A 1,425-nucleotide genomic window follows, 5' to 3' on the forward strand; every position below is an offset into this window, starting at 1 on the left:
TGCGGTGGCGTATGTACCTTGTTGGTTGGTCTCTATAACTAGATTAATGTTAAGAGTCCTCAAATCCCTGTCGTCCAAGCTATAGGCCATATAACTTTAGTTTTAAATGTTATTAAGGCCTACAAGATATCTCTTCTATTATAGAGCTTTCTAGTACAAAAAACTGGCGAGAGCACCTCATACGTTGCGTCTCATGAAACATAGCCTCGTTATAGTTATGAGCTTTTATTAAGTTGTTTAAAAAGCGCATCCATAAGTTGTTAATCAATAAGCCAAGCCTCTACCATAAGTTTAGCATATAAAACTATATTAAAAAAGGAATTTATATAGTATGTGCGTGCTATTATTTTTATTTACTATATTTATTTATTAACTTTTTAATTTTATTAATTCAAATTCTTAATAAGGCTGTCTCATTAAAATCCTTGATACAGGCATCATTTATGGTTCTGCTAATGCAAAACGTAAAATAGAGGGGATATTAAAGAAGACTTTAGTTAGGCTTTTAAGGGTTTAAATAAAGTAAACTAACAGTAAACTAAAGGGTGTCAAAATATGGTGGATCCCAACAATAATGATCTAATAAGATCTATCACATTTGTTATGTGGGGTCTGGGGGGATCAGGGGGCGAGAGTAATTTACTCTATAGCCGAAGCCTTAGCAAAGGAAGGGTTTCGCGTGACTATTATAGCGTTAGTAGGATGGGGATTCGGAAGACAACCTCCGCTTCGAGGAATTCGGGTGATAGTTCAACCCAAGCCTCTAAGGGCTCTATTTTCATTAGAATTTCTTGTGGAATTTGACAAAAAATATAAGAGTTTAAAATGGCTTTCGCCTTTATTATATAAAATAAATAGTTTAATACTAAAGTATACCCTGAAGAATTATCATCAACATGGCAAGCTGATGGCGACCTCTTGGTACACAGTTGCGCCAACATGGTCTCTTGGAGGCAGATATGTACTAGAACAGGATGTACTTGAAGCCTACGTCATGAATGAGAACTGGCCAGGGTGGGCGTATAAAGAGTTCCTTAAGGCCTTGTCGAAACCTGTGACCTATCTCACCATATCTCCTTATGAGGAGGCCCTAATATATTATACCTCAAGGGTTTTCTCAAAAGACCAAGCCCCTAGGATCTACTTTGTATCCTACTTCGTAAGGGATAGGTTTATGAAGGGCTGCGGCCACGAGCCTCCCTCCAGGAGACCGAAGGTTATAGGAGCTATAGCCAGGGGAAGCCCGCACAAGGCCTCAGGCTGTTCACAGACTCTATGAATAGGCTCTGGCAGCTAAGGCAGGCTAGGGTTTAACTGGGTCGTCACAAAGGTCGAGTCGACTAAACTTAAGCCCTACATCTGTAGCCAGTGGGGCTCAAAGGTGTTGGTAGGCATAATTTCCGGCGAAGTTTTGGCGTCCCTAGG

Annotated in this window: 1 protein-coding gene; it reads left to right on the forward strand. The window is 39.9% G+C overall.

The window, feature by feature from the left end; all coding sequences use genetic code 11:
• The first annotated feature begins 679 nt into the window (after nt 1-679).
• Entirely contained in the window at nt 680-1,279 is a 600-nt protein-coding gene (locus ACP5H1_RS08410; protein ID WP_427974066.1) for a hypothetical protein, read from the forward strand.
• Nucleotides 1,280-1,425: the final 146 nt, after the last annotated feature.

Source organism: Acidilobus sp. (assembly GCF_049973875.1).
Lineage (GTDB): Archaea > Thermoproteota > Thermoprotei_A > Sulfolobales > Acidilobaceae > Acidilobus.